A 25,230-nucleotide genomic window follows, 5' to 3' on the forward strand; every position below is an offset into this window, starting at 1 on the left:
GCTTAAAGCACATTCATACTTTGTATCATTACTTTTGCTTTACATTCAGCACAGCAATATAGTGTTTTTATCTTAGCTTCATCGCCCATAAATCTTGGCTTCATAATGCTAGCTATTTTTTCAATGGCCTTTTTAGTAGCAAATTCTTTCCCACACTCTACACAGGCAAAAAGTTCATCTTGAGCTAAAACCATAAAAGAAAAATACTCTTTTTCTAAATCTATCCCACTTCTTTGAAGCATTAAAGTATCTTTTTCAGCACAACTTGCCTCACAATATCCACAGGTAGTACATAAGCTTGCATTAAATTTCAAAGAATTATCCTTAGCATCAGCTACTAAAGCTCCCACATTACAAGCTCCCACACAAGAAAGACACAAAGTACAGGTATCTGCATTGATAGTGATTTTTCCATAGCGTATCCATTCTTTGCTTGGGATATTGCCTAAATTTTCTTCTTTTATAAGCTCTCTTAATCTTATAGCAAAATCTTCTCTTTTTAAAAGCGCAGGATTATAAGATATAAATTTAAGATTTTCTATAAAATGTGCTTGATTAATAGCCTCTAAAAGTTCTTTTTCATCTTTAGCTAGAAAAATTGCATTTTGTTTGAATTTTCTTTGAAATATCTCATTCATCAAAGCTATCACTTCTAAAGCACCTTGTGATAAGCCATCACTATAAAAAACCACACTCGCACCACTTGTTTGAAGCATAGCTAAAAAATGTGCTTGATCAAGATAGTTTTCGCCTTTAATCATAAAAGGCATTACATCTTCTTTTAAAGCGATATTTAAATTTTCTATAGACATTTTCTCAGGGATTATTAAAATGATTTTATCTTCATAAAATTTTAAAATTTCATAAAAGCTATTGCGTGGCATAGGTGCATAATCAAGCGCCCCACTAGGACAAATCCCTACACAATCACCACAGCTTAAACAATCCACATGAGAAAATTCTAATTTTCTTTGTTCATCATCTTTTAAAATAGCCACACTAGGACAAATTTCGGCACATTTTCCACAATGCACACTTCTTCTTTCATGGTATTGACAAATACTATCATCATAACTAATATAATTTCTAAATTTATATTTTGGAGAATTAGAATTTAAAAGTTTTATAAGTTCTTCTTGACTTAAGGTAGTTAAATCATAGCAACCACTTTGTTGATCAAAACTTTCTTTTTTTACATCATATAAGAAAAAATCACAATCAATCTCTACTTGCTCATTATCTTTTAAAGCTATCACACAAAGCTCGCCCACGCAACCTAAAACACCCAAACATTGCTCATTGCTTAGTTTTAAAACCTTGTATTCTTGTTTTTTTAAGCTTTCAATAAGCTCATTTTGATCCTCATTGCTTACAATAATTACATTTTTACCCACTTCTTTGGTGTATTCTAAATCAAGCCCTAAATCATAAACTTTAGATCTAATCTTATATAAAGACTCAATAGTTTTAGCTTTTTTAAGTACATCATCTTGTGAGTTTTTAAGGTAAAAATTAATCTCAGGTGCATAAACTTCAGGGTTTAAAAGCTTTGAATTTCCTATAAAAACTTCTTCATCACAGGCTTTTTGAACTATGCTAATATCATCACTTAGAGGAATTAAATCTTCATTTTCTAAAAATACAAAATCTCTCATAACACTCTCTTTTAAATTTTTTAATCTTAATTATATAAATTTCATTATAAAAAAGTTATAATTTTACTAATTTATTCTTAAGGTTTAAGATGAACAAATTTAGAAATTTTCCACCCATAAACACGCTTATAAACGATGAAAACTTGGCTAATTACCCTTTGTATTTAAGATCTCATTTTGCAAAAATAGTTGTTTCAAATTGTAAAAAAGAACTAAGTAAAAATGAAAATTTAAATTTTAGCTTGCAAGATTTGCTAAGTAAAATTACTCAAAGCATTGATAAGTTTTTAAATATGCAAAGTCAAAGTTTGATCAATGCTACTGGAGTTATCATACATACTAATCTTGGTCGTAGCATTATTGATGAGAGTATTTTTGAAAGAACTAAAGAAATCATCTGCTCTTATTCAAATTTAGAGTTTAACATGCAAAGTGGCAAAAGAGGCTCAAGGTATGACGCACTTAGTGCGAATTTAAAAATATTATTTGATTGTGAAGATTGCTTGGTTGTTAATAATAACGCTTCGGCTGTATTTTTGATCTTAAATACCTTAGCAAAAAACGAGGAAGTTATTACTTCAAGAAGTGAGCTGGTTGAGATTGGAGGAAATTTTAGAATTCCTGAAGTTATGCTAGCAGCTGGTGTTAAGCTAAAAGAAATAGGCACGACTAATAAAACTCATTTATATGATTATGAAAAAGCTATCAATGAAAATACTAAGATGATTTTAAAAACTCATCGTTCTAATTTTGCTTTTAAAGGATTTTTTGAAGAAGTAAGTTTAGATGAAATTCATGCTTTGACAAAAAAGAAAAAACTCATATCTTATTATGATTTAGGTGCTGGCTGGTGTGAAAAAATTAATAAACAACTTAGCAAAAACGAGCCAAGCGTGAAAGAGCTTTTAAAACATTGTGATATTTTAAGTTTTAGTGGTGATAAGCTTTTTGGCTCTACTCAAGCAGGCATTATACTTGGAAAGAAAAAATACATTCAACAACTAAAGAAAAATCAACTTCTAAGAATGCTAAGGGTTGATAAAATCACTCTAGCTTTTTTAAATGAAACTACCAAAGCATACTTAGAAAAAGAATATGAAAAAATTCCTACACTAAAACTTTTAAATGATGATTTAAAAACCATAGAAAAAAAGGCTCTCTTTGTCAAAGAAAAAATTCCTACAAAATGTGAGTTAAAAGCTTCTAAAAGTTTAGTAGGCGGTGGCTCTATGCCTGATAAAAGCTTAGACACTTTTGTGTTAAGTTTTGATGAAAAAGCTTTGCTTTTACAAGAAAAATTTAGAAAAAAAGGTGTGATTGGCCGTGTTGAAAATGGACATTTTATACTAGATTTTAGAAGTATTTTAGAAAAAGATTTAAACCGTTTAATCCACGCTATCAAAGAGGTATTTCATGCATAGTATTATCATAGGCACTGCTGGACATATTGATCATGGTAAAACCTCACTTATTAAAGCTTTAAATGGTTTTGAAGGCGATGATTTAAAAGAAGAGCAAGAAAAAGGCATTACGATTAATCTTAGCTTTTCAAATTTAAAAAGTGAAAATTTAAATATTGCTTTTATCGATGTACCTGGACATGAAAGTTTAATTAAAACTATGATAAGTGGTGCTTTTGGCTTTAGAGTGTGTATGTTTGTCATAGATATAAACGAGGGTTTAAAGGCTCAAAGTATAGAGCATTTAAGGGTTTTGGAATTTTTAGGCGTAAAAGATGTAGTGCTTATTTTGAGTAAGGTTGATTTATGCAAGGATTTAGTACAAAAGCAAGCAGAGCTTTTAAAAGAATTAAAAGCCTTTAAAATCAATATCTTAAAAGTTTTTCCAACAAGCATTTATGATGAGCAAAGTATATTAAATTTAAAAAACTATCTACTTAGTTTAAAGCCTAAAGAAAATGATGAAAATTTGATTTTTAGATACTACATTGATAGAATTTTTTCTCTAAAAGGTATAGGAACGGTAGCAACAGGAAGCTTAAATGAAGGAAAGATCAGCAAAAATGAAAAAATATTTTGCCTTGAAAATCAAAAAGATATCATTGTAAAAAATATACAAATTCATGAAGAAAATGTTTTAGAAGCAAAAGCTTATAATAGAGTTGCTTTGAGTTTAAATTGTGATTATCATGAGTTAAAAAAAGGCTATGTATTAAGCAAAAAAGGTGTTTTTAAAAGCTTTAAAAGTATCGATGGGGTTGTTTTTAATACAGAGATTAAACACGGAAGCATTTTAGAATTTTGCAGTGGCTCAAAAAAGCTTAATGCAAAAATTAGTGTAATCAAAGAATTTGAAGATAAAACTTATATTAGCTTAGAGTTTGATAAAAGCCTACCTTTGTGTTTTGATGATAAATTTATCTTGCTTGAAAATGGGCGTATTAAAAGTGGTGGCGTGGTGTTAAATGCGGTAAGCGAGCCTTTAAAAAAAGATATAAAAGCTAAGTATTTAGCACTTTTAGAACAAAAAGATTTTAAAAAAGTATTTGAGTTTTTAAAACAAACTCACAAACTTGGTTTTGGCTTACTTTCAAGCTATCAACGCTTTAAACTCACTCATGAACAAGCTTTAAACTTAGCAAAAAGCTTAGATCATGTTTTTGTCGATGAGCAAGCTTTAAATGTATATGATTTAAATGCTATGCAAACTTTGAAAGAATTTATTGATTTTATTTTCTCTAAAAATCCTTATGCTTTAATCTCGCCTCACTCTATCGCCTTAAGGCTTAGCTGGGCAAGTGAAAATTTTTGTGCTTATGTACTCAAGCAAATGCAAGAAAAATTAGATTTCAAAGACGGCATATGGTTTTTAAAAGGACAAAATTTTGAAAAATTACAAGAAAAGGCTCATTGTGAGCTTTATGAAATTTTAAAAAAAGAAGGTATAAAACCTACCGCACCTTACAATCTTTATGAATATTTAGAGCTTGATAGGAAAAATGGAGATCTTATCTTAAAAAAACTCACCAAAGAAAACAAAGTCAAAAGATTAGCGCATAATCTTTTTATAGAAAAAAATGCCCTTGAAAATCTCATGCAAGAGTTTTTAAAGCTTTTGCAAAATCATCATTTAGATGTCGCTTTTGTAAAAAATCATTTTCAAATTTCAAGAAAATACGCCATAGCTTACTTAGAATACCTTGATAAAAACTATCCTCAAGTGATAAAAATCGAGGAAAAAAGAATGCTAAAAGTCTAAGTGTTAAAATTTACATTTTATAATGATAAAAATTTAAATTAAAGGAAAAAAATGAAAAAATCTCTAGCTCTTTTAACTCTTGCTAGCTCTTTATTTGCTGCAAGTAATGAAGAAATTATTAATTTTTTTAAGAAAAATCCAAATTTATCAAATGCAAATATTAGTGTTTCTAGTAGAGAAAAAATTCCTGATACTAACTTTGAAGCCGTGATAGTTAATTTTGAAATTAGTGGTAAAAATTTCCAAGAAATCGTTTTCACTCAAGATAATATCATCACAACTGAAGTAATTGATGTAAAAAAAGGTGAGTTTTATTCTCAAGTTTATCAAGCAAAACTCATGGAAAAACAACAAGCTGAATTTTCAAAAAAAGCTCTAGTGGAACTTAAAAAAGAAAAAATGTTTGTTTCTTTAGGCGATAAAAACAAACCTTTGCTTTATGTTTTTAGCGATCCTGAATGTCCATATTGTAGAATGCATTTAGATAAAATAGAAGAAACACTAAAAACTCATCAAGTTAAATTTATCTTAACTCCTATCCATGATACAAGCGCATTTGAAAAATCTGCATTAATCTATAAAGAAAGTAAAAATGCTAAAGACGATGCACAAAAAATTGCTATCATGAAAAAATACTATGATAAAAATTTAAAAGATTATAAAAAACCTAGTGAAGCTGAAGTTAAAGCAGTAAGAGAAACTTTTGCAAAATACTCTAAACTTGGTCTTCGCGCCGTACCAACCATAATCGATGCTCAAAAATAATCTTTTCTTGCTTGCGCTTGCACTATTTTTAAGTGCTTGCACAGGCCCTATGCAAACTTTTATCCAAACAAATAATGAGGGTATTTTCCTACATGCTAATAAAAATCAAAGTTTTTCTTTACACATCAATAATCCTTCAAAATTAAACACAAATTTAGAGGCCAAACTCGCTCAAAAATTACAAAATTTGGGATTGGTTTTAGATAATACTCAAAGTGATTATAAAATTTATATCAATATAGTAGATTTTAAGAAATTTTCTTACGCACAAAGACTAATTGCTTCTAATGCGAGATTTTTTTATAATGACTTTGATAAAATAGATAATGTTTTTGAAATGGAAGTAGAAAATTACTATCTTTTGCAAGTTAATTTACAAATTAGCTACAAAAACTTTACTCAAAGCACCTCGCTTTTAGCAAGAACTGCTTATCTTAGCAATATAGATAGAGCCAAAGAATCTTTAGAAGAAAAAATTGCTAACCAGATAGCAAGCTTTTTTTATATGCATTAAAGATGGCATTTAAGCCATCTTTTTAAATATAACCATGATCAATCATCGCATCAGCTACTTTTTTAAAGCCTGCTATGTTTGAGCCTACTACTAAATTTCCTTCATGATTGTAAGCTTTTGCACACTCGTATGAATTTTCAAAAATATTTTTCATAATCTTATGCAATTTTGCATCAACTTCCTCAAAGCTCCATTGACACATACTTGCATTTTGTTGCATTTCAAGTTGAGAAGTCGCTACACCGCCTGCATTTGCAGCCTTAGCTGGTGCAAATAAAAAGTCTTTTTGATTTAACATAAAATCAATCGCTTCAAGTGTGCTTGGCATATTAGCTCCCTCTGCTACCATACGACAACCATTATGATATAAGGTTTTAATATCTTCTAAATTTAACTCATTTTGCGTAGCACTTGGAAAAGCTATATCACAAGGTATACTCCATACTCCATTACAACCTTGTTTATATGCACTTTTTGGAGTAAAAATAGCACCTTTTTTAAGCGCTGCATAATCACTCACCCTAGCTCTTTTTACTTCTTTAATTTCTTTTAATAAATCTAAATCTATTCCATCTTTATCATAAACAAATCCATCGCTATCACTTATTGTGATTGCTTTTGCACCAAGTTGGTGTAATTTTTCTATGGTATAAATTGCCACATTTCCACTACCTGAGACTGCACATTCTTTTCCTTCTAATGCATTGCTATATTTTGCTAGCATTTCTTGAGTAAAATACACGCAGCCATATCCTGTTGCTTCTGTTCTTGCTAAACTTCCACCCCATGGAATTTTCTTTCCCGTTAAGGTTCCATCAAAATTAGAGCTAATTTTCTTATAAGCTCCAAACATATATCCAATTTCCCTAGCACCAACCCCTATATCACCAGCTGGAACATCAGTGCTTGCACCTATGATTTTTGAAAGTTCAGCCATAAAAGCTTGACAAAAACGCATAATTTCTGCTTCACTTTTACCCTTAGGGTCAAAATTTGCTCCACCTTTAGCACCGCCTATCATCAACCCTGTTAAAGAATTTTTAAAAATTTGCTCAAAACCTAAAAATTTTAAAACATCCAAATTTACACTAGGATGAAATCTAAGTCCACCTTTATAAGGACCTAAACTAGAATTAAACTGCACTCTATAGCCAAAATGTGTTTGAGCTTTACCTGCATCATTGATATATACAACTCTAAATATAGTTGTTTTTTCAGGCATTACAATACGCTCTAAAATTGCATGATCTTGATAAGTTTTGTTAGATTCAAGTAAAGGTTCTAAAGAATTTAATACCTCAGTTGCTGCTTGAAAAAAGATAGGTTGTCTTGGGGAAATTGTTTGAATTTTTTCTAAAGTTTCGTTGATATATTGTTTAGCCATACTCATAAATTGTCCTTTTTATAGTATCTTGCTGTTTGTTTTAGCTAAAAATTTTTTTAGCGCCATTTGCTCCTTTGTTCCTATTTTGTAATAAATTAGCTTTAAGTATGCGCTAATTTCCTTTTGAGAAAGATTTCTTGATTTAGAATAATCTAGCAAAATATATTGTGGGATGAAAATTTTACTTTTTGTGAAATTTTTCATCATTTTTTTATAAATAGAAAAATTTTTAACACAAGAAAAACGTGCAAAAACAAAAGGAAGTTTTGTCTTTTCATACCATAATTCACACAAATCAATATAATCTTTTGGATTTTGCAAATAAAGTTTTAAAGCCTTATCACCGATGATAACCTCCCCTTTTTGCTTTAAAACTTTTGCAAGAGCATTGGAAGTTGCAGAACTCGCATCTTCTTTGCTTTGAGAATGTTTTTTTACTAAAACGCTTTTTACCTTTTTGCTTGCGCAAATTCCCACATTTAAGGTTTTGTATTTTTTTCTACGACTTTCAATACTTGAAATAATCGCTGCATCAATGCGTCTAAAATACAAATGGCGATTTAGCTTACTAGGAACCCCTTTTTTGTATTCTGTAGTTTGCTTAACATAGCTAGGAAAAGCTGCTTTTTTAAGATAGATATGCAAAGGGAGTAAATTAAGATAATCTATCTTTCCAAAAACCATCTTAGCCTTTCTATTATTAAGTATTAGTATCCTATAAAAAAATATCTTAAATATAAATTAATTTAATTAAAAATATAATCAATACTAAAATTTATATCAAAATTTAACATTTATTGTAAAAAATTATTTTGTAATCTTAGATTATTAAGTAAAAAATTAAAATAATAGAAAAGTCAAATTGAAAGATTGAAAATAAAAATTAAGTTTTATTCAAAAAAATATTTTAAATAAAACTTAATCTATAAAAACTATTGTAAGCTTGCTAGATATTTTTGATAGTCAAATTCTTTTACTAAAGCTACCCCATCTTCAACCGCAGCTTTTGCCACAGCAGCACTAACTACAGCTTTTACTCTACTATCAAATGGTTTTGGTATAACATAGTCTCTACCAAAGCTAAGCTCTTCTACTCCATAAGCTTGTTTTACCTCATCAGTTACTTCAAGCTTAGCTAAATCAGCTAAAGCTTTAGCAGCAGCTAATTTCATATTTTCAGTGATTTTAGTCGCTTTTACATCTAAGGCTCCTCTAAAAATAAAAGGAAAACCTAAAACATTGTTAATTTGATTTGGATAATCACTTCTACCTGTTCCAACTATAGCATCATTTCTAACCCTTTTAACCTCTTCAGGCATTACTTCAGGCACAGGATTAGCTAGTGCAAAAATCACAGGATCTTTAGCCATACTTAAAATCATCTCATCATCTAAAATCTTAGGTGCACTTAAACCCAAAAACACATCAGCACCTTTTAAAGCCTCTCTTAAAGTACTATCTTTGGTATCACTTACAAATTCTAGTTTGTATTTATTTAAATCATCTCTTTGAGTATTAATCACACCTTTGCTATCTACCAAAACGATATTTTTAACCCCTAAATTTCTATACATTCTAGCACTTGCAATACCCGCTGCACCCGCACCACTTACTACTACTTTAATATCTTCAAATTTTTTACCACTAATTTCCATAGCATTCATTAATCCTGCTGTAGAAATGATCGCGGTACCATGTTGATCATCATGCATTACTGGAATTCCAAGATCTTGCAATGCAGCTTCTATTTCAAAGCATTTTGGTGCTGAAATATCTTCTAAATTAATTCCTCCAAAAGTAGGCGCTATAGCTTTACAAAAGGTAACAATCTCATCTACACTGTGAGCATTAATTTCTAAATCATAAGCATTAACATTAGCAAATTTTTTAAATAAACAAGCCTTTCCTTCCATCACGGGCTTACTTGCGCTTGCTCCTATATTACCAAGTCCCAAAACCGCACTACCATCACTTACTATGGCAACTAAATTAGCTTTATTGGTGTATTTATAAGCTAAGGTTTCATCTTTTGCTATCTCAATACAAGGTTCAGCAACCCCCGGAGAATAAGCTAAAGATAAATCATGCGCACTATCCATAGGCTTTCTAGCAACAATATCTACTTTACCGCCTAAGTGGTATTCTAAAGCCTCTTCTTTTAAATTCATTATTTCCCCTTCATGTAAGTTAGTAAATTTTCTATTCTAAGCTTAGCTTTTTGCACTCCTAAAAATTCTAATACTTCAAATATACTAGGACTTACCGAGCTTCCAGTGAGTGCAATGCGTATGGCTTGAGCTAGATCTTTTAACTTAAGATTATTTTCTTCTAAGAATTGATTAGTTAATTCTTCAAATTCGCAAGCATTTTTTTGCTCATTTAAAACCATAGCGTATTTTTCCAAATAAGTTAATTTTGTTACATTAAGAAATTTATCTACAGCCTTTTGATCGTATTCTTTTGGGTCATTTAGTAACACTTTAGCCCCGCTAATAATATCATGCAAGGTTTTAGCTCTCTCTCTTAACATATCCAGTAAAAATCCCGCTTTTTCATACTGACTTAAATCAAAACCTAAATCTTTTAATTGTCTATTGATTTCTTCAAAAGGTAAAGTTTTAATATAATGAGCATTAAGCCATTCTAGCTTTTTAAAATTATAGCAAGAAGCACTTTTATTAATATGATTTGGGTCAAAAAGCTCTTGCATGCTTTCTAAAGAAAAAATCTCATCATCGCCATGACTCCAACCAAGACGCACTAAGAAATTTAGCAGGGCTTGAGGTAAAATCCCCATATTTTTATACTCCATCACATCAGTTGCTCCATGACGCTTAGAAAGTTTTTTACCATCTTCACCATGTATCATAGCCACATGATAAAATTTAGGAATTTTAAAGCCTAGTGCCTCATAAAGAACGATTTGTTTTGGGGTATTTGATAAATGATCATCCCCTCTTATAACATCACTCACACCCATTAGTGCATCATCAATTACAACAGTTAGATTATAAATTGGGCTACCATCGCTTCTTGCAATTACAAAATCATCTAAAATATCTTCAGCCTTAAAACTAACCTCGCCTTTAATACCATCTATAAATTTAATCTCTCCACTTTGTGGTGCTTTTATACGCACCACAGGCTCAATACCACTTGGGGGAGTTCCTTTAAAATCTCTATATCTACCATCGTATTTTGGGCGCTCTTTGGCTGCTTCTTGCTTAGCTCTTAACTCATCAAGCTCTTCTTTGCTCATATAACAATAATAAGCCTTACCCTCATCTAGTAATTTTTGAATGTATTTTTTGTAAATATCAAATCTTTGAGATTGATACTCAATCGTCCCATCATAATCAAGCCCACACCATTTAAATGCTTCTATAATAGCTTGTGTAGCTTCTTGTGAATTTCTTTTTAAATCCGTATCTTCAATACGCAATAAAAATTTACCCTTATTTTTTCTCGCATAAAGATAATTATATAAAGCCGTTCTAAGCCCTCCTATGTGCAAATATCCTGTTGGAGAAGGAGCAAAACGCGTTGTGATTTCTTGCATATTTTTACCTTTTTTAAATTTTTATTGTTATAATGCTATATTTACACTTAAATAAAGGTTTTATATGAGAAAATTTTTAATATCTTGTTGTTTTGCTGCAAATATTTTATATGCTCAAACCCTTGGTGGCGTAGCAATGGTAGTAGAAAATCAACCTATTACTCTTTATGATATAGAACAAACCATGAAAGAATTAAAAACTGACGATAAACAAAAAGCTATAGCATTTTTAGTAGATGATAAAGTTCAACAAAGTGAAGCTAAAAAGTTAGGAATTTATGTAAGTACTTTTGAACTTAATGAAAAATTAGCCCAAATAGCAAAAGGCAATAAAACCGACATTAATGGTTTGCAATCAAAGATAGAAAAAGATGGTTTAAGTTTTGAAGTTTTTAAAAATAAGGTTAGAAAAGATCTTGAAAGAGAAAAGCTTTATAGAAGCATAATGCAAAATGCAAAAATCAATATCGATGATGAAACACTAAAACATTTTTACGAAAGCAATCTTGATAAATTTAGCACTTTTTCAAATATAGACTTAGTTGTTTATAATTCTACTAATCCAGAACTTTTACAACAGCTTGCACAAAATCCTATGTATAAAAATTCTCAAATTAAATCAAAAGCCATTAGTTTAAACGCAGCTAGTTTAGATCCAAGATTACTTGCTTTATTAAACAATACAAAAATAGGAGAATTTACTCCGGTATTAAATGGTGAAAATGCTTATATAGTATATTTTGTAAAAGAAAAATATGGTAAAAATCCTATCGAATTTGACTTAATCAAAGATCAAGTTAGCAATGTCTATACCCTAACTCAAAAAGAACAAGCCTTAAAAAATCATCTTGATAAAATAAGAGCAAATGCTCATATAGAAGAATTAAGATAGGTTAAAAAACCTATCTTAAATTAATGTCTTGAAAGATAATTTGTATCATAATTATTATTGATAAAATCTGCATTATCCATCATCGCTAAATGAAAATCTTTAGTTGTTTTAATCCCACCTACAATAAGCTCTTGCAAGGCTATTTTCATTTTAGAAATAGCTGTGTTCCTATCTTCTCCCCAAACAACTAATTTTCCAATCATAGAATCATAATAAGGAGGCACGCTATAATCTTGATAACAATGACTTTCCATTCTTACATTGCGTCCTGCTGGAGCTACGTATTTTGTGATTTTACCTGGGCAAGGTAAGAAAGTTTTGGAATCTTCAGCAGTGATTCTACATTCTATAGAATGGCCTTTAAGTTTAATTTCTTCTTGCTTTGGTAAAGGATACCCTTCTGCTACTTTAATCATAAGCTCGATAATATCTACCCCACTTACCATCTCACTTACACAATGCTCAACCTGCAAACGCGTATTCATTTCGATAAAATAAAAATCTAAATTTTTATCTACTAAAAACTCAAAAGTTCCTGCACCTTCATAATCAATAGCCTTAGCAGCTTTTACTGCTGTTTCATGAAGTCTTGCTCTTGTTTTTTCATCTAGTAAAATTGCAGGAGATTCTTCTATAAGTTTTTGATGGCGTCTTTGCATAGAGCAATCTCTCTCACCCAAATGTATCACATTACCAAAGCTATCTCCTATGATTTGTACTTCTATATGACGTGGGTTTTGGATATATTTTTCCATATACATAGTTCCATCACCAAAAGCACTCATAGCTTCACTTTCTGCTGACCAATAAGCTTTTTCCAAATCTTTTTCATCTTCAACTACACGCATACCACGGCCACCACCGCCTGCTGCTGCTTTTAAAATCACAGGATAGCCGATTTCTTTGGCAAGCTTTTTAGCTGCTTCAACCCCACCTAAAGCTCCATCGCTTCCTGGGATTACAGGCACACCTGCTCTTTGCATTACTTGTTTAGCTTTGCTTTTATCACTCATTAGTGCCATAGCAGCTACTGAAGGGCCTATGAATTTGATGTTGTGTTTTGCACAAATTTCAACAAAATTTTGATTTTCACTTAAAAATCCATACCCTGGAAAAATCGCATCCGCTTCGCTAATTTCAGCCGCACTAATAATAGCTGGGATATTTAAATAACTTTCTGAACTTCTAGCATTTCCTATACAAATACTCGCATCAGCGTATTTTAAATACAAAGCATCTTTATCTGCAGTAGAATACACACAAATTGCTTTTTTTCCCATTTCTTTTACAGTTCTTAAAGCTCTTAATGCAATTTCTCCACGATTTGCTATTAAAACTTTTTTAATTTCCATTTTATAATTTCTCCACCACAAATAAAGGCATGCCAAATTCTACAGGTTGACCATCTGCAACTAATACTTCTACTATTCTACAGTCATATTCAGCTTCGATTTCATTCATGATTTTCATCGCTTCAATAATTGCTATAGTACTTCCTTTTTTAATAGTTTGTCCTGCTTTAGCAAAAGGTGCTGCACCTGGGCTTGGAGCTTGATAAAAAGTACCTACCATAGGGCTGTTGATAGTTGGTTTATTAGAAGAGTTTGAGCTTGCTTTGGTCTCATTAACTACATTTACATTAATTGGCTGTGGAGCTGGAGCAACAGGAGCTGGAGCTGGTAATTCACAACATAAATCTTTTTCTAGTTCTATTTCAAATCCATCTTGTTCTTTTATTTTAATCTTGCTTATACTTGCTTCTGCAAAAAGTTGCATTAGTTCTTTGATTTCTTCTTTTGTCATATATTCTCCTTAATTTATAAGACTTAATTTATAATTATATATAAAAATACTAAAAATAACTTCAATTATTTATTTTTTACTTTTATTTTAAGATATAATTTAAAAATTCACTTTAATTATAAAGGACAAAAATGGGCTTAAAAGCAGATAATTGGATCAAAAAAATGGCATTAGAACACAATATGATAGAGCCATTTTGCGAAGCAAATATAGGTAAAGGTATAGTTAGTTATGGGCTTTCAAGCTATGGATATGATATAAGAGTTGGAAGAGAATTTAAAATTTTTACTAATGTAAATTCCACTGTTGTAGATCCTAAAAATTTTGTAGAAGAAAATGTAGTAGATTTTGTAGGTGATGTATGTATAGTACCTGCAAATTCTTTTGCACTTGCAAGAACGGTTGAGTATTTTAAAATGCCAAATGATGTTTTAGCAATTTGCCTTGGCAAAAGTACTTATGCAAGGTGTGGTATTATAGTGAATGTAACTCCTTTTGAGCCAGGTTTTGAAGGACATATCACTATAGAAATTTCAAACACAACCCCACTACCTGCTAAAATTTATGCTAATGAAGGTATAGCTCAAGTTTTATTTTTACAAGGAGATGAGCCTTGTGATGTAACATATGCTGATAAAAAAGGCAAATACCAAGCCCAAACAGGTATAACTTTACCAAGAATTTTAAAATAATTTTATTTTCAACCGATATAAAAACTTAGCCAAGTAATAGGAAAATATATATGTTTAATGGAAAAAGCATTTTAATCACCGGTGGTACAGGAAGTTTTGGAAAAACTTACACTAAAACTTTACTTCAAAAATACAACCCCAAAAAAATCATAATTTATTCACGCGATGAACTCAAGCAATTTGAAATGGCAAGAGAATTTAATAATAATTGCATGCGTTATTTTATAGGTGATGTAAGAGATAAAGAAAGATTAAATATAGCGATGAAGGATGTAGATTTTGTCATCCATGCAGCTGCTATGAAACATGTGCCAATTGCAGAATATAATCCAATGGAATGTATAAAAACTAATATCCACGGAGCACAAAATGTAATCGATGCGTGTTTGGAAAATAATGTAGAAAAATGTATCGCACTTTCAACTGATAAAGCATGTAATCCTATTAATTTATATGGAGCTACAAAGCTTGCAAGCGATAAGCTTTTTGTAGCAGCAAATAACATAGCAGGAAATTCTCACACTAAATTTAGCGTTACAAGATATGGCAATGTAGTGGGCTCAAGAGGCTCTGTTATACCATTTTTTAAAAAACTCATCAATGAAGGTGTTAAAGAACTTCCTATCACAGATGAGAGAATGACAAGATTTTGGATATCTTTAGAAGATGGGGTTAATTTTGTGCTGAATAATTTTGCCTATATGCATGGAGGGGAAATTTTCGTACCAAAAATTCCTTCTATGAAAATTGTAGATTTAGCTAAAACTATGGCTCCTAATTTAGCTCATAAAATCATAGGTATAAGAGCAGGTGAAAAACTACATGAAATTATGATTTCAAGTGATGATAGTCACTTAACTTATGAATTTGAAAATTATTATGCTATTAGTCCAAGTATTAAATTTACTAATATGGAAATTAATTTTAGCATAAATGCAAAAGGGCAAAAGGGCAAAAAAGTTTCTAATGGCTTTTCTTATAGCTCAGATAATAATCCATCATGGATTAGCCAAGAAGAGCTTTTAAATATAATAAATCATACAGAGCTTGAAAAATGATAACTTATTCTCATCAAAATATTGACGAACAAGACATACAAGTAGTTTGCGAGGCTTTAAAAGATGATTTTTTAACCGGTGGAAGAAAGGTTGAAGAATTTGAACAAGCCCTTTGTGAATATGTGGGTGTAAAATATGCTTGCGTGCTAAATTCAGCCACTTCTGCTTTACATCTTGCATATTTGTCTTTAAATGTAAAAGATAAAATTGTTTTAACAACTCCCATCACCTTTACTGCAACTGCAAATGCAGCTTTAATGGCAGGTGCTAGGGTTGAGTTTATAGATGTAAAAAGTGATGGAAATATTGATGAGAAAAAACTTGCTTTAAGATTAAGCCAAGATAGCTCTAATATAGGGGCAATTTGTGTTGTTGATTTTGCGGGAAATAGCGTAGAAATGGATGAAATCTTAGCCTTAGCTAAACAATACAATATCCCACTAATTGATGATGCAAGTCATGCTCTAGGTGCTATTTATAAAGATCAAAAAGTAGGTTCTATGGCAGACTTGAGTATATTTTCTTTTCATCCTGTTAAACCTATCACAACCTTTGAAGGTGGTGCGGTTGTTAGCAATGATGAGGAATTAATCTCAAAAATCAAGCTTTTAAGAAGTCATGGCATAGTCAAAAAAAGACTTTGGGATAGTGATATGATTGAACTAGGCTATAATTATCGCTTAAGTGATGTAGCTTGTACTTTGGGTATAAATCAACTTAAAAAACTTGATAATATGCTAGAAAAAAGAGAAATCATCACAAGTTTTTACGATAAAGAATTTGAAAAAAATCCTTATTTTAGCACTATAAAAATCAAAGATTATAAAAAAAGCTCAAGACATTTATATCCTATTTTGCTTTTCCCTGAGTTTTATTGTCAAAAAGAGATTATTTTTGAAAAATTATTGAATTTAGGCATAGGCGTGCAAGTACATTATAAACCTACTTATGAGTTTAGTTTTTATAAAAATTTATATGGAAATTTATTTTTAGAAAATGCGAATAATTTTTATAAAGCTGAACTTAGTATACCTGCTCATCAAGAAATGAGTTTAAAAGAAGCACAATTTATTAAAGATAGTTTATTTAAGATTTTAGAAGAAACTAAAAAGGCTTGTTGTGAGTAAAAGTATGTATGAGCTAGCTTGTGAGCTTTTTCCTATATGCAGAAGTATTACCGGGAAAGGCTTTAGACAAAGCTTAAAAATACTTGATGAGGCTATGGGGGGGGGTATATTAAAAATTCACTCTATAGCAAGCGGGAGTAAAGTGTTTGACTGGGAAGTACCTGCTGAATGGGAGATAAACGATGCTTATATCATCACTCCAAATGGAGAAAAAATTTGTGATTTTAAGCGAAATAATCTTCATGTATTAAACTATAGCACAGGCATAGACACAGAGCTTAATCTAGCAAGCTTACAAGAACACCTTTACTCTATAGAGGATATGCCTGATGCTATACCTTATGTGACAAGCTATTATAAAAGGCGTTGGGGTTTTTGCATAAAACATGAAGATAGAATTAAACTAAAAGAAGGAAAATATAAAGTTTTCATCGATGCAAAACACCATGAAAATGGGGTTTTAAACTATGCTGACTTACTCATACCTAGCACGCAAAAAATAAAAGATGAAATTTTAATCTCCACTTATCTTTGTCATCCATCTATGGCAAATAACGAGCTAAGTGGCCCTGTGGTAGCTGTGTTTTTAGCTAAATGGCTTTTAGGACTAAAAGAGAGAAAATACAATTATCGTTTTGTTTTTATTCCTGAAACCATAGGAAGTATAGTTTATCTTAGTAAACATTTAAAGCATTTGCAAAAACATACCAAAGCAGGTTTTGTACTCTCTTGCATAGGTGATGATAATGCTTACTCACTCATTCGCACTCCAAGTGAAAATACCCTAGCAGATAAAGTAGCTTTGCATACTTTAAAAGAAAAAAACAATTTTAAAGAATTTAGCTTTTTAGATAGAGGAAGCGATGAAAGACAATACTGCTCTCCTTTGGTAAATTTACCCGTAGTCGGAATTTGTAGAAGTAAGTATCTAGAATATAAAGAATATCATACTAGCAAGGATGATTTAAATTTCATCAGTGAAGAAGGATTGCAAGGTGGCTTAAAAGCCATGCAAGAAATCATCATGAATTTAGAAGTGAATGAAATTTATCAAAATACCGTATTTTGTGAACCCAATTTAGGCAAAAGAGATTTATATCATACTATCAATACTTCTTCAACCAATGATATACCAATATCATGTAATTTTTTAGCATATTGTGATGGAAAGAATGATGTTTTAGATATAGCCTCAAAACTAAATATACAAGCTTATAAATTAAAAGATTTAATAGAAAAATTAAAATTTCACGGATTAATAAAATGAAATATTTCTTAGAACATAATGACAAAAAATACTCTAATATTGACTTAATAGAAGCTTTTAAAAAACTTGGCATCAAAAAAGGTGATATTTTGTGTGTGCATACTGAACTTTTTAATTTTGGCACACCCTTGCTTCCTAGAAATGAATTTTTACAAACTATATTAGATTGTTTTTTTGAAGTTATAGGTAAAGAAGGTACTTTAATCATGCCTACATTTACCTATAGTTTTTGCAAAAATGAAGTTTATGATAAATTAAATTCTCCTACAAAAATGGGTGCTTTAAATGAATATTTTCGCAAACAAGTAGGAGTAAAACGCACCAATGATCCTATATTTTCTTTTGCTATAAAAGGAGCCAAAGAAGAATTATTTTTAAAAGACACTACAAGTTGCTTTGGAGAAAATTGTGTGTATGATATTTTAACACAAGAAAATGGGAAATTGATAAACTTTGGAGATACTTTATCTTTTACTTATTTTCACTACCCTGAAGAATATTTCGGAATTTATTATAGATATAATAAAATATTTGAAGGATTAATAATAGATGAGAATAAACAAACACATAAAAAATCTATAAATTTTTATGTTAGGAAAGAAAATTTATATCCAGATGCAACTAAAATAAAAAACTTTCTAATTTCAACACAAAATTATAAAAACATTTCTTTTGGAGGGGATAGTATTTTTATATCTGATGTAAAACAAATTTTTGCTTCAACATTGAAATCTTTTAAAAATAATCAATATATATATTTATGATATTTTATTAATAAAACAACAATTTAGTAGAACATTCTAATTTTGCAATATATAAAGAGCATATTGAAATTCCAACTCCAAACCCTGATAATAAAACATTTTCAGATTTTATTTCTCCTTGTTCTGATATCAAAATAGGAATTGAAGCACAACTAGTATTTCCGTATTTATGAATATTTATAGGCATCAATTCTTCCATTTTATCTGTAATATTAAGTTTTCGAGCAATTTCTTTTAATGCAAAAACATTTGCCTGATGTAAAAAAAACTTTTCAGTGTCTGTAATATTAAAATTATTATTTTTCATAAAATTTAAAATACTATCAGGAACAGTATTACACATAAAATCAAAAAGCTCTATTCCTTTCATTTCCATACAAGCTGCAATATTAATATTTCCATCATCATCAACAAATTCTTCAAACGAAGAAAGACTTATGGGATTTTTATTACCTCCATCTTGTGCTATAATTAACTGGCTTTTATCACCAAATGTTTCAAATGCAAATGTATTTTTATAATTTTTATCCTCTGAGTACTCTAAAGCTGTACAACTAGCACCATCACTAAATAAAAAAGCAACTGACTTATTCTTAGGATAAACAAAATCATTTATTGCATCACCTACAAATAATAAAACTCTATCATGCGTTGAATTAATATGACTCATTGCACTAAATAAGCCATAAGTATACCCAGAACACCCCATTACAATATCATAAGCAAAACAATTATTATGAATACCTAATTTATTTTGCAAAAGTGCTGCTGTAACCGGAAATCTATATTCATGAGTTTGTGAGACAACTATAATACCTTTGATAGAGTTTCTATCCCAAGATAATACATCTATTACATGTTGGCCCGCTTTTATAAATAAATCCAATATTGATTCACCATTTTCTCGGTTTAAAATATATCTATTTTCAACCCCGGAAGACTTGATAATTCTACTTTTTACTCTATCACTAAACAATTCATTATCATAATTGTTTATTTTATGCGAAGGCAGTATACCGCATATATAAGATATTTTTGCATTAGTAATTACCATTAAAAACCTACAGATTTTAAAATATCTCTGACACTAATAAATTTTTTAATATCTTCAGGTTTAACCTTAAGATTAAATTCTTTATCAATTAAAACACTCAATTCAAAAAAAGCAATACTATCCCAATCTTGAAAGTATTCAAGAATATCATCTTCCAATAAACTATTCTTTGGAATACTTAGAATTTCTTCAATTGAATTTAAAAAATCATCTTTTTTCATAAAATTTCTTTCTTTAAAAGATTAAAAAAACTATACACTTGACGATTATACACAAATAACATCAAAAAAGGCTTATAAGAATTATGGAAAATAAATTTTATGAAATTTTAGAAAATATACTCGAAGTAAAAGTCAATGAGAATTCAAATTTAAGCATGCAAAATTGTAAAAATTGGACTTCTTTAAACCATATTGATATAATCATGAGTTTAGAAGAAGAATTTGAAATCAAATTTAGCAAAGATGAATTAAGTCAGCTAAAATCACAAAATGAACTTTTGCAAGCTATTAAGGAGAAATTATGCTAGAAAATACAAAAGAATTATTTAAGCTAATAGAAGAAAAAAATCCACTACACAAAAAATGTTTAGATGGATTACAACTCTCTAAAGAAGAATATGAAGATTTAGAAAAGCTTATTGTTTATTACAAAGATACACTAAATATTACTTTAGAAGAACAAGCTCAAAGCTATATAGTTGTATTAAATGATACTTTAGAAGAAACTAGATATTTTATAGAATTTGGAAAATATAGATATAGCACCTTAGCAGAAGTAGAAAATATGGTGTATTTTAATGAAAACTATATGAAGCAATACATGGTGGGTCTTGCCATATCTTCTTTTATATGGAATGCTCATATTGAGGTTAGAAGATATTTTGCTAAGTATATAGATGAAAAACAAAATCAAGAAAATACCTATCTTGAAATAGGGCCAGGGCATGGTGAGTTTTTTGTTAAAGCCCTAAGAAGTCAAAAATTTAAAGAATATTTTGGTATTGATATATCTCCTATAAGTTGTCAAATGAGCAAGGATATGGTAGAAAATCAGTTTGGTAAAATAAATACTAAATGCGAATTTATATGTAAAGATTTTACCAAATGTGAGTTTAACAACAAAGCTGATTTGGTAGTAATGGGAGAAGTTTTAGAACATGTTGAACAACCTTTACAATTTATGAAAGATGTAAAAGCCTTATTAAATGATAATGGAGAAATCTTTGCGACTATACCTATCAACGCTCCTGCTATTGATCATATTTATTTATTTTCTCATCCTGATGAAGTCAAAGAATTACTTAATAAAGCAGGATTGAAAATCAAAGAATGTGAATATTTTATGGCAAATAATTATTCTTTAGAAAAAGCACTAAAAACAAAGAATGCTATTGTAATGGCAGTAGTTTTGGTAAAAGAATGAATCTTTTTTCACCGAATTTAAAAAGAAATGATCTCATAAAATTTAGCAAAGAAAATCATCATAAAAAAATTACTATCAATGTCTTTAGAAATCATTCTTTTGAAGTGATTTCAAGCATACTAAACGCATTTTTAGCCTTTAGTAAATTAAAGGCTGAATTTAACATAAGCTCTTATGATGATAGTTTAAGTTATGATAATTTTCAAAAAGCAGATTTAAACATCATTTTTATAGACTTAAACGATTATAAAAAAAATGCAGATGATTTTATCAAAGAAAAAATACAAGAACTATCAAGCATTAGCAACGCTCCTATCATCACACTTTTACTTGGCGATACAAGCTTAAAAGAATATAGTATTTGTGAAATACTAAAGCCCTTTTTAGATGAAAATCTCATCATAGATGATAGTAATTTTGAAATAAATGCAAGCAGACTTAGCAATAAAGCTTGTGTAAAATTAGCCCAAATTCTAGGACTAAAAATCCTACCTAGCTTTTTACAACCGACTTTAAAAGCAATCATCATAGATCTTGATAATACCTTATACCAAGGAATTTTAGGTGAAGATGGCATTGAAAATCTTGCTTTATCTAGCAATCATAAAGCCTTGCAAAGTGAGCTTTTAAATTTAAAAAATCAAGGTTTTTTACTTGCCATTGCTTCAAAAAACGAAGAAGAAGATGTGAAAAAACTTTTTACACAAAGAAAAGACTTTTTATTACAACTTGATGATTTTAGTATAATCAGGGCTAATTGGAAAAGTAAAGACGAAAATATTAAAGAAATTATAAATTTTTTTAATATAGCTTTTGATAGCGTGCTGTTTATTGATGATAATATAGCCGAAATTGAAAATGTATCACACCTTCATATTAACACCTTACTAGCTGATGAAAATAGTGCTTATAGTTTAAAGCTCTATCCTAGACTTTTAAAAACAAGCTTTAGCAAGGAAGATGAGTTAAGAAGTGCTGATATTAAAGCAAATTTACAAAGACAAGAGCTTAGCAAGCTTAACCCTAAAGAGTATTTTGAAAAATTACAAATTTGTTTGAAATTTCATATCAACCACGCAGATGAACTTGAAAGAATTTCGCAACTACTTAATAAAACTAATCAATTTATATCAAACTACTCAAGATTAAGCTTAAAAGAGTGCAAAGAATTTATGCAAAAACATGCTATTTTGACTATAAGTATGAGTGATAAATTAAGCGATAGTGGTATTATAGCAATTTTTGTAGCTTATGAAGATGAAACAAATTTAATCATAAAAGATCTTTGCATAAGTTGTAGAGCCTTAGGAAGAAGGCTTGAAAAAATTATGCTATATAAGGCTATAGAGTTATTACACCTGTATTTTAATACAAAAGAATGTATTTTATACTTTCAAAAAGGCGAAAGAAATATGCCATTTTTGGAATTTTTATATAGTTTAAATGCAAATATAAAAGAAAATTTTGCTCTAATCCAAAAAAAAATGATAAATTACGAAGGACTTATAATTGAAAGCTAGTTTTAATAAAGCCAAAATAGCGGGCATAAGCATTTGTGTGCCTAATAAATGCATAAATATAGATGATTGCTTAGAAGATGTTTTTCAAAATGATGTCAAAATGCTAAAAAGAATGAAAAAAATTTCAGGCATACAAAAAAGATTTATCGCTGATGAAAATATTAGCACAACAGATTTAGCCTATGAAGCAAGTATAAATTTATTTAAAATACTTGATTTTGATAAAAATGAGCTTGATATGGTGATTTTTGTTACACAAACTCCTGATTTTTTTATGCCATCATGTGCAAACTATCTTCACAAACGATTAAATTTAAAGCCTCAAACTATAGCTTTTGATGTAAATCAAGCGTGTTCGGGGTATTTATATGGCTTATTTATAGCTTTTTCTTTTTTAGAAAATCAAAATGCAAAAAATATTTTATTAATTTGTGGTGATACTTTAAGCAAAACCATAAACCCTTTGAATGCAAATTTAGCTCCAATCTTTGGTGATGGAGTAAGCGCAACACTCATAAGTTGTGCAAATGAAAAATCGTTTTTTAAGCTTTATTCTAATGGAGAAGGTTTTGATAAACTCATCATACCTAATAGAGCTTTTGCTAAACTTGATGAGAGTAAAAGCTCCAATAAAGAAATATTTCAAACCAATAAACATAGGGGCTTAGATAATCTTTACATGGATGGGGCTGAAATTTTTAACCAAGCGCTTAATCTTGAAAGTCAAAGTATAAAAGCAATGCTTGATTTCTGTGAAAAAAATAAAGATGAAGTGGATTATTTTTTATTGCATCAATCCAATCAATTTTTAGTTGATTCTATTATAAATGATTTGGGTATTGATAGCTCTAAAGCACCAAATTTTTTGATGTCAAAATATGCTAATTTGAGTGCTTGCTCTTTACCTGCTTTACTTTGTGAAATACAAAAAAATGATTTTAATGCCATTTTAAGTGCTTTTGGCGCTGGATATGCCTGGGGAAGTGCTTATATAAATTTTGATAAAAACTTTAAAACTGATACAATTTCAATTTATAAAGGAGAAAAAAATGACTAAAGAAGAATTACTAGAAGCTATTAGCGAAGCTATGCATATGGATGAAACACTGAAAGAAAATATGATTTTAGATGATATTGATGAATGGGATAGCTTAGCTTTTGTATCTATCATGGTATTATTTAAAAACTCACTTGGTAAGCAAATTAACGGTGATGATCTTAAAAAATGTGAAAAAGTAAGTGATCTTTTAGCTTTAGCTGGTGTTTAAACAAAATATTTGTTTAAACCCTTTCCACACTTAAAACAATCTGCTCATTTTTCTCTTTAAAAGTATATATTAAATCATCACACTTGTATGAGATTTCTTTTTTACAAGTTTTATCTTTTAAAGGTTCTTGTAAAATTTGTGGTAAGTGTTTTTTAATAAGTAATTTCATAGGTATACCCATACCATGAGTTAGATTTTTAATAAACTTACCATCTATTTGTTTTTCATCTATAACTTTTATAAATTCAACATCAAATCCATGTTTTTTTAAAGTATCAACGTATTCTTCTTTTTCTTCTAAAGACACCCATTCATCAAATTTAGAATGATAAGCAATGTATTTTGGATTTGGATATTTTGCTTGTATATTTAGATGATCTTTATTTAATGTTTCTCTAATTAATTTTCTAGCAAATGAAAAATAATAAGGTAATTGTTTATTTGTAGTCCAAAATGTTTTATCACAACAGCATAATCTTATATTTTGAAAGAAATTAAAAGTCGCAACTGAATAATACTCGGTAAAATCAACTTCTTTGCCAAAACCTATAACCCTCCATAAATCAGTAAGGCTAACATGGGAAGAATTATCCACCACAACATCAACAAGCCAAGGAGCTAATTTTGCACATAAATTTGCCAAATATCCTCCATGAGATGCTCCAACTAAAATATGCTTTATACCCCCCCCCATAGCTTTAAAAGCGAAATTTTTTCTAATATATAAAAGAGCATTTAGTATATCTGTTGCTTGCATGATACCAAAATTTTGATATTCATTCTTTGTAGGCTGTAAACTTGCACTTAAATCTAAATAATAATTCCTATCAATCTCCCAATTATTTTTATTTTTTTGAATTTCTTTATCAAGATAATCCATAGCAGGATGAAATTCTTCAAAAGAATTAAGTTTTGATATATCATAAGGAATTTCTATACCAATAGCCTTTAAACTTGTATCAAATATAAGTCTATCAATATCATCAAGATAAATCTTAGCCCCAGTTTGAGGACGATTTCCTATGCAATGATAATTTACGTTTAAAACTGCTACATTATAATTTCTAGCACAATAATCACTTAAATATAAATCATCTTTTTATATCCCCACCAATGCCACTTATAATACAAACAATAGCCTCTATTTCTTTACTATCATCATAAGTTAATTTAAATTCTAATTTACTTTCTCTTTTTATATTTAATTCTACATCGTCACAAGAGTCTATGAAATAGGTTTGATTTATGAGCATGTTAAGCCTTT

At 29.6% G+C, this 25,230-nt stretch carries 24 protein-coding genes and 1 pseudogene; 15 read left to right on the forward strand and 10 right to left on the reverse strand.

All coding sequences use genetic code 11. From position 1 onward, the window contains the following. Positions 1-2: 2 nt before the first annotated feature. Entirely contained in the window at positions 3-1,655 is a 1,653-nt protein-coding gene (locus CAMP5118_RS04780) for a 4Fe-4S dicluster domain-containing protein (protein ID WP_337216743.1), read from the reverse strand. A gap of 89 nt (positions 1,656-1,744) precedes the next feature. Between CAMP5118_RS04780 and selA the strand changes: the two genes are divergently transcribed. The 4 genes from selA to CAMP5118_RS04800 are packed head-to-tail and all read left to right on the forward strand — an operon-like array spanning position 1,745 to position 6,153. Beyond that, the gene (selA, locus tag CAMP5118_RS04785) at positions 1,745-3,076 is read left to right on the forward strand and encodes an L-seryl-tRNA(Sec) selenium transferase (protein WP_337216744.1); all 1,332 of its coding nucleotides are present in this window, start codon (positions 1,745-1,747) and stop codon (positions 3,074-3,076) included. Beyond that, on the forward strand, positions 3,069-4,874 hold the full coding sequence (gene selB, locus CAMP5118_RS04790; RefSeq protein ID WP_337216745.1) for a selenocysteine-specific translation elongation factor: 1,806 nt from the start codon (positions 3,069-3,071) through the stop codon (positions 4,872-4,874). Before selA ends, selB begins: the two co-directional genes overlap by 8 nt. 51 nt (positions 4,875-4,925) lie before the next feature. Continuing rightward, positions 4,926-5,639, forward strand: a complete 714-nt coding sequence (locus CAMP5118_RS04795; protein WP_039642184.1) for a thioredoxin fold domain-containing protein — start codon at positions 4,926-4,928, stop codon at positions 5,637-5,639. After that, the gene (locus tag CAMP5118_RS04800) at positions 5,626-6,153 is read left to right on the forward strand and encodes a hypothetical protein (RefSeq protein WP_263679074.1); all 528 of its coding nucleotides are present in this window, start codon (positions 5,626-5,628) and stop codon (positions 6,151-6,153) included. The genes CAMP5118_RS04795 and CAMP5118_RS04800 overlap by 14 nt, the downstream gene beginning before the upstream one ends. 22 nt (positions 6,154-6,175) lie before the next feature. On the opposite strand, the gene gdhA is transcribed toward CAMP5118_RS04800, so the two are convergent. The 4 genes from gdhA to gltX form a co-directional block, all read right to left on the reverse strand. Continuing rightward, positions 6,176-7,543: an NADP-specific glutamate dehydrogenase gene (gene gdhA / locus CAMP5118_RS04805; protein ID WP_337216746.1), complete on the reverse strand. Its 1,368-nt coding sequence runs from the start codon at positions 7,541-7,543 to the stop codon at positions 6,176-6,178. 12 nt (positions 7,544-7,555) lie between these two features. After that, positions 7,556-8,221 carry an MqnA/MqnD/SBP family protein gene (locus tag CAMP5118_RS04810; protein ID WP_263663404.1) on the reverse strand — a complete coding sequence of 222 codons (666 nt, stop codon included), beginning with the start codon at positions 8,219-8,221 and terminating at the stop codon, positions 7,556-7,558. Positions 8,222-8,469: 248 nt separating this feature from the next. Next, a complete protein-coding gene (locus tag CAMP5118_RS04815) occupies positions 8,470-9,705 on the reverse strand; it encodes a malic enzyme-like NAD(P)-binding protein (RefSeq protein WP_337216747.1) in 1,236 nt (411 codons plus the stop codon). Next, positions 9,705-11,096 carry a glutamate--tRNA ligase gene (gltX, locus tag CAMP5118_RS04820; RefSeq protein WP_337216748.1) on the reverse strand — a complete coding sequence of 464 codons (1,392 nt, stop codon included), beginning with the start codon at positions 11,094-11,096 and terminating at the stop codon, positions 9,705-9,707. The genes CAMP5118_RS04815 and gltX overlap by 1 nt, the downstream gene beginning before the upstream one ends. A 64-nt stretch (positions 11,097-11,160) precedes the next feature. Between gltX and CAMP5118_RS04825 the strand changes: the two genes are divergently transcribed. Further along, positions 11,161-11,988, forward strand: coding sequence for a peptidylprolyl isomerase (locus CAMP5118_RS04825; RefSeq protein WP_173787015.1), 828 nt, complete (start codon positions 11,161-11,163; stop codon positions 11,986-11,988). A 20-nt stretch (positions 11,989-12,008) separates the two neighbouring features. Here the strand turns inward: CAMP5118_RS04825 and CAMP5118_RS04830 are convergent, their stop codons facing one another. Together CAMP5118_RS04830 and accB are read right to left on the reverse strand one after the other, a co-directional pair. Continuing rightward, complete coding sequence (locus CAMP5118_RS04830) at positions 12,009-13,340, reverse strand: acetyl-CoA carboxylase biotin carboxylase subunit (RefSeq protein ID WP_087685488.1); 1,332 nt, start codon at positions 13,338-13,340, stop codon at positions 12,009-12,011. Between the two features lies 1 nt (position 13,341). Next, a complete protein-coding gene (gene accB, locus CAMP5118_RS04835) occupies positions 13,342-13,791 on the reverse strand; it encodes an acetyl-CoA carboxylase biotin carboxyl carrier protein (protein WP_173787016.1) in 450 nt (149 codons plus the stop codon). A 131-nt stretch (positions 13,792-13,922) separates the two neighbouring features. Between accB and dcd the strand changes: the two genes are divergently transcribed. From dcd to CAMP5118_RS04860, 5 genes are read left to right on the forward strand one after another with little or no spacing between them, the layout of a single operon-like run. Continuing rightward, positions 13,923-14,483 (forward strand): dCTP deaminase, encoded by a 561-nt coding sequence (gene dcd, locus CAMP5118_RS04840; RefSeq protein WP_012661997.1) that lies wholly within the window; start codon positions 13,923-13,925, stop codon positions 14,481-14,483. 50 nt (positions 14,484-14,533) lie between these two features. Further along, positions 14,534-15,541 (forward strand): UDP-N-acetylglucosamine 4,6-dehydratase (inverting), encoded by a 1,008-nt coding sequence (gene pseB, locus CAMP5118_RS04845; RefSeq protein WP_337216749.1) that lies wholly within the window; start codon positions 14,534-14,536, stop codon positions 15,539-15,541. Next, positions 15,538-16,668 carry a UDP-4-amino-4,6-dideoxy-N-acetyl-beta-L-altrosamine transaminase gene (pseC, locus tag CAMP5118_RS04850; RefSeq protein ID WP_337216750.1) on the forward strand — a complete coding sequence of 377 codons (1,131 nt, stop codon included), beginning with the start codon at positions 15,538-15,540 and terminating at the stop codon, positions 16,666-16,668. Before pseB ends, pseC begins: the two co-directional genes overlap by 4 nt. A gap of 4 nt (positions 16,669-16,672) precedes the next feature. Further along, on the forward strand, positions 16,673-17,935 hold the full coding sequence (locus CAMP5118_RS04855; RefSeq protein WP_337216761.1) for a DUF4910 domain-containing protein: 1,263 nt from the start codon (positions 16,673-16,675) through the stop codon (positions 17,933-17,935). Beyond that, positions 17,932-18,699 (forward strand): AAC(3) family N-acetyltransferase, encoded by a 768-nt coding sequence (locus CAMP5118_RS04860; RefSeq protein ID WP_337216751.1) that lies wholly within the window; start codon positions 17,932-17,934, stop codon positions 18,697-18,699. Before CAMP5118_RS04855 ends, CAMP5118_RS04860 begins: the two co-directional genes overlap by 4 nt. Before the next feature lie 7 nt (positions 18,700-18,706). Here CAMP5118_RS04860 and CAMP5118_RS04865 read toward each other — a convergent pair whose 3' ends face one another. After that, the gene (locus tag CAMP5118_RS04865; RefSeq protein ID WP_337216752.1) at positions 18,707-19,753 is read right to left on the reverse strand and encodes a ketoacyl-ACP synthase III; all 1,047 of its coding nucleotides are present in this window, start codon (positions 19,751-19,753) and stop codon (positions 18,707-18,709) included. Then, on the reverse strand, positions 19,753-19,974 hold the full coding sequence (locus tag CAMP5118_RS04870) for an acyl carrier protein (protein WP_337216753.1): 222 nt from the start codon (positions 19,972-19,974) through the stop codon (positions 19,753-19,755). The genes CAMP5118_RS04865 and CAMP5118_RS04870 overlap by 1 nt, the downstream gene beginning before the upstream one ends. Before the next feature lie 83 nt (positions 19,975-20,057). Between CAMP5118_RS04870 and CAMP5118_RS04875 the strand changes: the two genes are divergently transcribed. Genes CAMP5118_RS04875 through CAMP5118_RS04895 form a run of 5 tightly spaced genes read left to right on the forward strand, consistent with a single transcriptional unit; the run spans position 20,058 to position 23,966 of the window. Further along, complete coding sequence (locus CAMP5118_RS04875; protein WP_039664483.1) at positions 20,058-20,282, forward strand: acyl carrier protein; 225 nt, start codon at positions 20,058-20,060, stop codon at positions 20,280-20,282. After that, positions 20,276-21,178 carry a class I SAM-dependent methyltransferase gene (locus CAMP5118_RS04880; protein WP_173787020.1) on the forward strand — a complete coding sequence of 301 codons (903 nt, stop codon included), beginning with the start codon at positions 20,276-20,278 and terminating at the stop codon, positions 21,176-21,178. Before CAMP5118_RS04875 ends, CAMP5118_RS04880 begins: the two co-directional genes overlap by 7 nt. Continuing rightward, entirely contained in the window at positions 21,175-22,698 is a 1,524-nt protein-coding gene (locus CAMP5118_RS04885) for an HAD-IIIC family phosphatase (RefSeq protein WP_337216754.1), read from the forward strand. Before CAMP5118_RS04880 ends, CAMP5118_RS04885 begins: the two co-directional genes overlap by 4 nt. Beyond that, entirely contained in the window at positions 22,688-23,755 is a 1,068-nt protein-coding gene (locus CAMP5118_RS04890; protein WP_337215152.1) for a beta-ketoacyl-ACP synthase III, read from the forward strand. The genes CAMP5118_RS04885 and CAMP5118_RS04890 overlap by 11 nt, the downstream gene beginning before the upstream one ends. After that, entirely contained in the window at positions 23,748-23,966 is a 219-nt protein-coding gene (locus CAMP5118_RS04895; protein ID WP_173787023.1) for an acyl carrier protein, read from the forward strand. Before CAMP5118_RS04890 ends, CAMP5118_RS04895 begins: the two co-directional genes overlap by 8 nt. Before the next feature lie 13 nt (positions 23,967-23,979). On the opposite strand, the pseudogene CAMP5118_RS04900 reads toward CAMP5118_RS04895, so the two are convergent. Further along, positions 23,980-25,219, reverse strand: a pseudogene (locus tag CAMP5118_RS04900) (DUF2920 family protein). Positions 25,220-25,230 lie beyond the last annotated feature (11 nt).

Source organism: Campylobacter sp. LMG 7929 (assembly GCF_024723595.1).
Lineage (GTDB): Bacteria > Campylobacterota > Campylobacteria > Campylobacterales > Campylobacteraceae > Campylobacter_D.